Annotated in this window: 6 protein-coding genes and 1 pseudogene; 4 read left to right on the top strand and 3 right to left on the bottom strand. The window is 63.7% G+C overall.

The window, feature by feature from the left end:
• Nucleotides 1–28 precede the first annotated feature (28 nt).
• On the bottom strand, nt 29–2,686 hold the full coding sequence (locus JHD07_RS11955) for an EAL domain-containing protein (protein ID WP_291622240.1): 2,658 nt from the start codon (nt 2,684–2,686) through the stop codon (nt 29–31).
• Nucleotides 2,687–2,887: 201 nt separating this feature from the next.
• Here JHD07_RS11955 and JHD07_RS11950 point away from each other — a divergent pair, with 201 nt between their 5' ends.
• Nucleotides 2,888–3,991, top strand: a complete 1,104-nt coding sequence (locus JHD07_RS11950; protein WP_291622238.1) for an NAD(P)/FAD-dependent oxidoreductase — start codon at nt 2,888–2,890, stop codon at nt 3,989–3,991.
• Nucleotides 3,992–4,161: 170 nt separating this feature from the next.
• Here JHD07_RS11950 and JHD07_RS11945 read toward each other — a convergent pair whose 3' ends face one another.
• On the bottom strand, nt 4,162–4,341 hold the full coding sequence (locus JHD07_RS11945) for a DUF465 domain-containing protein (RefSeq protein WP_024337663.1): 180 nt from the start codon (nt 4,339–4,341) through the stop codon (nt 4,162–4,164).
• Between the two features lie 330 nt (nt 4,342–4,671).
• On the opposite strand from JHD07_RS11945, the gene JHD07_RS11940 reads away from it, so the two are divergent.
• From JHD07_RS11940 to JHD07_RS11930, 3 genes are all read left to right on the top strand, one after another.
• The gene (locus JHD07_RS11940; RefSeq protein WP_008546179.1) at nt 4,672–4,878 is read left to right on the top strand and encodes a DUF465 domain-containing protein; all 207 of its coding nucleotides are present in this window, start codon (nt 4,672–4,674) and stop codon (nt 4,876–4,878) included.
• A 107-nt stretch (nt 4,879–4,985) separates the two neighbouring features.
• The gene (locus JHD07_RS11935) at nt 4,986–5,204 is read left to right on the top strand and encodes a hypothetical protein (protein ID WP_291622211.1); all 219 of its coding nucleotides are present in this window, start codon (nt 4,986–4,988) and stop codon (nt 5,202–5,204) included.
• A gap of 23 nt (nt 5,205–5,227) precedes the next feature.
• The gene (locus JHD07_RS11930) at nt 5,228–5,479 is read left to right on the top strand and encodes a hypothetical protein (protein WP_291622209.1); all 252 of its coding nucleotides are present in this window, start codon (nt 5,228–5,230) and stop codon (nt 5,477–5,479) included.
• A 2-nt stretch (nt 5,480–5,481) separates the two neighbouring features.
• Here the strand turns inward: JHD07_RS11930 and JHD07_RS11925 are convergent.
• Nucleotides 5,482–5,680: pseudogene (locus JHD07_RS11925) on the bottom strand (GGDEF domain-containing protein); the annotation flags it as partial.

Raw genomic sequence — 5,680 nt, 5'->3', positions numbered from 1 at the left:
CCGAGGACGAGCTGTCGATGTCGGTCAGCTACACGACGCGGCCGATCAGGCCGGCATATTTCCCGATCGGCAGCGGCTTGCCGAGCAGATAGCCCTGCACGCCGTCGCAGCCCTCCCTGGCGAGGAAGGCGAGCTGGTCCACCGTCTCGACGCCTTCGGCGACGATCGACATTTCGAGGCCGTGACCGAGATCGATCACGGCGCGCACGATCGCCGCCGATTGCGGGTTGCGGCCGAGATTGATGATGAAGGCGCGGTCGATCTTGATCTTGTCGAACGGGAAAGCCTGGAGATAGCTCAGCGAGGAGTAGCCGCTGCCGAAATCGTCCATCGAGATGCGCACGCCGAGCGCCTTCAGGCGGCGCAGCAGCGCGAGACCGCGGTCGAAGTCCTCGATCAGCACGCCTTCGGTGATTTCGAGCTCGAGCCGGTCGGGTGCAAGGCCGGTCTCGAGCAGGATCGAATGGACGAGGCCGACCACGTCGCCGTGCATGAACTGCGCCGGCGACAGGTTGACCGCGACCTGGAGCGGCTTCGGCCAGGACGCCGCCTCGCGGCAGGCCTCGCGCAGGATCCACTCGCCCATTTCGACTATGAGACCGCTTTCCTCGGCGATCGGGATGAATTCGGCCGGCGAAACCTGGCCGCGCACCGGATGCTGCCAGCGCGCCAGCGCCTCGAAGCCGATGATCTCGCTCTCGGCGACGCTGTGGCGCGCGGCCCCCTGCGGCTGGAAGGCGAGCGAGAGCTCGCCGTTCTTGACCGCAACGGAGAGGTCCTGGTGCAGCACGCGGCGATCGCGGATCTGCCGGTCCATCTCCGGCTGGTAGAGGCTGATCGTGCCGCGCGACTTCTGCTTGGCGCGGAACAGCGCAGCGCCGGCATTGGCGAGCAGCGAGGCGCCATCGGTGCCATTTTGCGGAAACACCGACATGCCGGTGGTGATGCCGGCGCGGACCGGCCGGCCGTCGATCTGGAAATCCTTCGCGACGGCTTCGCCAATCTGCCGCGCCAGTGCGAGACCCGCGTCGGGCTGCTTGCCATCGATGATCAGGCCAAACTCGTCGCCCGACAGGCGCGCGACCACGCCCCCGCGCGCGGAATCCAGGAGCCGCTGGGCCACCTCGATCAGGTACTTGTCGCCGAGCGCATGGCCGAAGACGTCATTGACCTCCTTGAGGCCGTCGAGGTCGACGCAGAGGACGGCGAACTCCTCGCCCGTGCCTTCGCAGGCCTCGATCATCTGGGTCAGCGCCTGAAGGAACGCGGCCCGGTTCGGCAGATCGGTGAGGCCATCGTGATAGGCCATATGCGCCATGCGCAACTCGGTCTGCCGCCGATCGGTGACGTCCTCGTGGGTCTTGATCAGATATTGCGGCTCGCCGGCATCGCCGAGCACGGTGGCGCGGCGGGTCAGGAACAGGCGCAGGCCGTCCTTGGTGGAGATCGGATGCTCCTCGGTGATCATCCCGCGTTTCCTGATCGCCGCCTCGTCGCGCGCGATGATCAGCTTGGCCTCTTTGGCATTGAAGATGTCGGAGGCGGTCAGGCCGGTGGCTTCCTCGCGCTTGCGGTTGAGGATCGTTTCTGCGCTGCGGTTGGCGAGCAGATAGCGGCCGTCCTTGACCTGTTCCACGATCAACGCAACGGGAATGTTGTCGACCACGCGCTCCAGGAACTTCTTGGTGCTTTCCAGCTCCTGCGACAGCGAACGGCGGTCGGTGACGTCCTCGAACACCAGCAACAGGAATCCAGGCCTGTTGCCTTCGTTGCGCACCGCGATCCGGATCGAGGCGACCATGCGACGTTCCCCGCCCCGCTCGACCTCGAATTCGTTGCGGAACTGCCCATCCGGGGAATTGAGCGCCGCCCGGTCGGCCGTCTCGATGCTGTCCGCCGAGATCGGCGCGAACAGTTCGCGTGCATTCTTGCCGACGACATGGTCCCGTGAAAAACCCCAGAACCGTTCATAGGCAGTATTGGCGAAGATGTAGCGGCCGTCCTCCAGGCTTTTCGCCGCGACACAAGCCGGGACGTTGTCCAGCACGCTTTCAAGGAATTGCTTGGTGGACGCGAGCTGTTGCGACAGCCTGCGCTGCTCGCTGACGTCGAGATGGGTCGCCACCGAGCCGCCGTTCGGGAGCACGAAATACTTCACCAGGATGGCCCGCCCGTCCGGCAGCTCGGTGATCAGGCCGTTGCTGCTTGCAGCCTTCTCGTAGAACTCGTCGTCGGTGACGCCAAGGACGCCGCGCTCGCGGCGCAGCCTCAGGATGTCGTAGCCGGTCATGTTCGGCCGGATATCCGACCGCGTTAGGCCATAGATCTCGAGATAGCGGTCGTTGCAGAAGATGATGCGGCGCTGCGCGTCCGTCATCACCACGCCCTGGTTGAGATTGTTCATGGCGGACGAGATGAAGGCGTTGCGCCGCAACTGCGAACGCTTGGATCGGCGCAGCCAGGAATGGATCCACAGCACGATCGCCGCGAGAAACGAGCAGAGGACGATGCCGGCGATCAGGGTTTCCCAGATCACGCCGGGATCGAGCCGGGCGAGATCGCCCGGAACGGCAAGGCTGTCCGATGCCGCGAAGGCACGCGCAGGCGCAACCGCACCGGCCAGGCACAGCAAGGCCTGCACAGCGATCGGAAGCGTGCTGCCCACGTGCCAGTTCTTCTTAGCCATCAGCCACCCGCGATTCAACGTCGGATTGTCTGGCCTGGCGGGGTTGGATCGGGTAAACGCCTGTTGGCACAACAGAAATATGTGACGTGAAATACGGCAATTGCCCTGACATGATAAACGCCCTCTTAATGGAAAACGCTGCCGCGCGGCCGTTCCCCGGCCCGGTGCCCCCGCCCCTCCCAGCGGACGACCTGCACAACCATGGATAGGGTCGACGGCGTCGTCATCGGAGCCGGCGTGGTCGGTCTTGCGGTGGCTCGAAAGCTCGCGCAGGCCGGGCGCGAGGTGATCGTGCTCGAGGAAGCCGAGGCCATCGGCACCGTGACCTCCTCGCGCAACAGCGAGGTGATCCATGCCGGCATCTACTATCGCGCCGGGAGCTGGATGGCGCGCATGTGCGTGGCCGGCAAGCACGCGCTCTACCGCTACTGCGCCGAGCGCGGCATCCCGCACAAGAATTGCGGCAAGCTGATCGTCGCGACCAGCCCGAAAGAGACCGAGAAGCTGCAATCGATCAAGGCGCATGCCGAAGCAAACGGCGTGCTCGACATGCAGCTGCTCTCGGGGGAGGCCGCACGCGCGCTGGAGCCGGCGCTCGCCTGTGACGCCGCGCTGCTGTCGCCGTCGACGGGCATCATCGACAGCCACGCCTACATGCTCTCGCTGCGCGGCGAAGCTGAGGACGCCGGCGCCGCCTTCGCGTTTCACACTCCGCTGATCCGCGCCAAAGCGGCGAACAGCATGATCGAAATCGATGCCGGCGGCGAGTCACCGATGACGTTGCAATGCAGGCTCTTCGTCAACGCCGCGGGGCTGTCGGCGACGCATGTGGCGCGCAACATCGACGGCATGCCGCTGGACAGAATTCCGCCGGCCTATCTCGCCAAGGGAAACTATTTCAGCTGCAACGCCAAAGCGCCGTTCTCGCGCCTGATCTATCCGGTGCCGGAGCCCGGCGGACTGGGGGTGCACCTGACGCTGGACATGGCAGGGCAGGCGCGCTTCGGGCCTGACGTCGAATGGATCGAGACGATCGACTACGAGGTCGATCCGTCGCGCGCCGAGCGTTTCTATCCCGCAATCCGTAAATACTGGCCGACGCTGCCCGACGGCGCACTGATGCCGAGCTATTCAGGCATCCGCCCGAAGATCGTGCCACCGGCGGTGGCCACCCAGGATTTTCTGATGCAAGGCCCGCAAGATCACGGCGTCGCAGGGCTGATCAATCTGTTCGGCATCGAATCGCCGGGACTGACGTCCTCGCTGGCGATCGCCGACCACGTCGCCGAGCTCGCGAACATCTAGAACGCTTCGCGCAACGTGGATGAGGCTTCTCTCCGAGAGGACGCGCCCGAGCAGGAACGCTCGCCGCGCAAGCATCCTGCGCAGGTGCGCACCTTGCGGCAGGGATGAGCGCGAACGCTCTCATCCCTGCGTGAAGGACGTGATCAACTCGACGCTGTTACGGGGGGTTACTAGTGGAGCGTGTCGCTGTGCTTCAGACGCTCGATCTGGTCCTTGACCATCAACTTCCGGCGCTTCAACTCAACAATTTGCAGGTCGTCTGTTGAAAGGTGCACGAGAGCTTCGTGCAATTCGTTTTCCAGAAGTTTGTGCTTCCGTTCCAATTCAACGAGATGTGCCTGAATTGTCATTCGAAACCTCCTCGGTAGGGTTGAACCTTTAGGATTCGATCCGGACGGCCAAGTCTACATCACCGATTCGTCCTGTCGATGGGTATCCGTCGTCGCAGCGTCATTTTTGAAACTTCATATGTAACGAAGCGTGACTAAAGGGGAACCACGCGGAAAAATCCATGGTATCAAGTGTCTGCGCAGCGCCGCGGCCCCAGCACAAAATATGTTGCGGGAGATCGGCGGGCGAGCGCCGCAGATCGCTTGCGATCACGCGGCGCAAGGACGATAATTTCCACAGGGCGTCCACAGCCCAGATCTCACGCCTATCGGTTTTCGGCCACCGCAGACATGACCAATGAAGATGAGCGTGAGCTCGAAGCCGAGCTCACCCGGTTGCAGCAGGAACACCGAGACCTCGATGCGGCGATCGATGCGTTGCATCAATCGCCTGCCCCCGACTTGTTGCGGTTACAGCGGCTGAAGAAACGCAAGCTGTTGTTGCGCGACCGCATCGCGTTCATCGAAGACCAGATAACGCCCGACATCATCGCCTGATCCACAGCCTGATTAGAGGGACCCGCCAGTTGGAATCCGCTTGACTCCAAAAGAACAAAATAAGAACATTCTAGCTGCCCCAACGCCCCACGCCCGAGGACACGCATATGTCGGCAGCCGCCTTTCTCGACCACAGCCACTATGAGCAGGCCTGCGATCAGGCCATCGCGATGTGCGACGGCAACCTGCGCAGCACCATCAAGGCCCTGATCATGGCCAACGAATATCTGGAAGCCGAGCTGGAGGAATTGCAGGCGGCGGTCTCTGCCGGCTGCATTCCCGAGACCTCACGCAGCAAGATGCGGAGCAAGAGCAGCGCCGCCTGAGTTTCAAATATCGGAGCAACGCCATGTCGGATGTGACCTATTACGTTGCAATGCCTTTCTTGATCGACAGCAACGGCTCACCCGTCGCGGGGGCCGCCGAAGAATGCCAGAGCTCAACGGCCGCGTTGCGGCGCGCCGAGCTTCTGGCACATGGTGCCGGCCACATCGGCGCAGTCGCCTTCAGCCGCAGCGGCGATCCCATGACGGGCGAGTTTGGCGACGCCACTTTGCTGCGCAAATTCGGCAACGTGCCGGACGATCTGGCCACGCTGTAAGTTCAGCTGCTGACCAGCCTGATCCGCGGCTCGTGCCGACGCTGCGCCTTGCGCACATACATCGCGGCGTCCGCCTCCTCCAGGACGCGCCCGGCATCGGACTGCGGACCGAGCAAGGCGACGCCCGCGGAGGCGCCCGCCGTCACCGATTGCCCGCGAAAAACGAAGGGGAGTTCGTCGATCGCCTGCTCGAAGGCCGCC

The organism is Bradyrhizobium sp. (assembly GCF_016462955.1).
Taxonomy (GTDB): domain Bacteria; phylum Pseudomonadota; class Alphaproteobacteria; order Rhizobiales; family Xanthobacteraceae; genus Bradyrhizobium.
This window is presented reverse-complemented; position numbering and strand designations above follow the sequence as displayed.

Bases quoted from the DNA above. Each gene is read 5' to 3' on its own strand.
- JHD07_RS11955 (WP_291622240.1), bottom strand. From the start codon at position 2,686: ATGGCTAAGAAGAACTGGCACGTGGGCAGCACGCTTCCGATCGCTGTG.
- JHD07_RS11950 (WP_291622238.1), top strand. From the start codon at position 2,888: ATGGATAGGGTCGACGGCGTCGTCATCGGAGCCGGCGTGGTCGGTCTT.
- JHD07_RS11945 (WP_024337663.1), bottom strand. From the start codon at position 4,341: ATGACAATTCAGGCACATCTCGTTGAATTGGAACGGAAGCACAAACTT.
- JHD07_RS11940 (WP_008546179.1), top strand. From the start codon at position 4,672: ATGACCAATGAAGATGAGCGTGAGCTCGAAGCCGAGCTCACCCGGTTG.
- JHD07_RS11935 (WP_291622211.1), top strand. From the start codon at position 4,986: ATGTCGGCAGCCGCCTTTCTCGACCACAGCCACTATGAGCAGGCCTGC.
- JHD07_RS11930 (WP_291622209.1), top strand. From the start codon at position 5,228: ATGTCGGATGTGACCTATTACGTTGCAATGCCTTTCTTGATCGACAGC.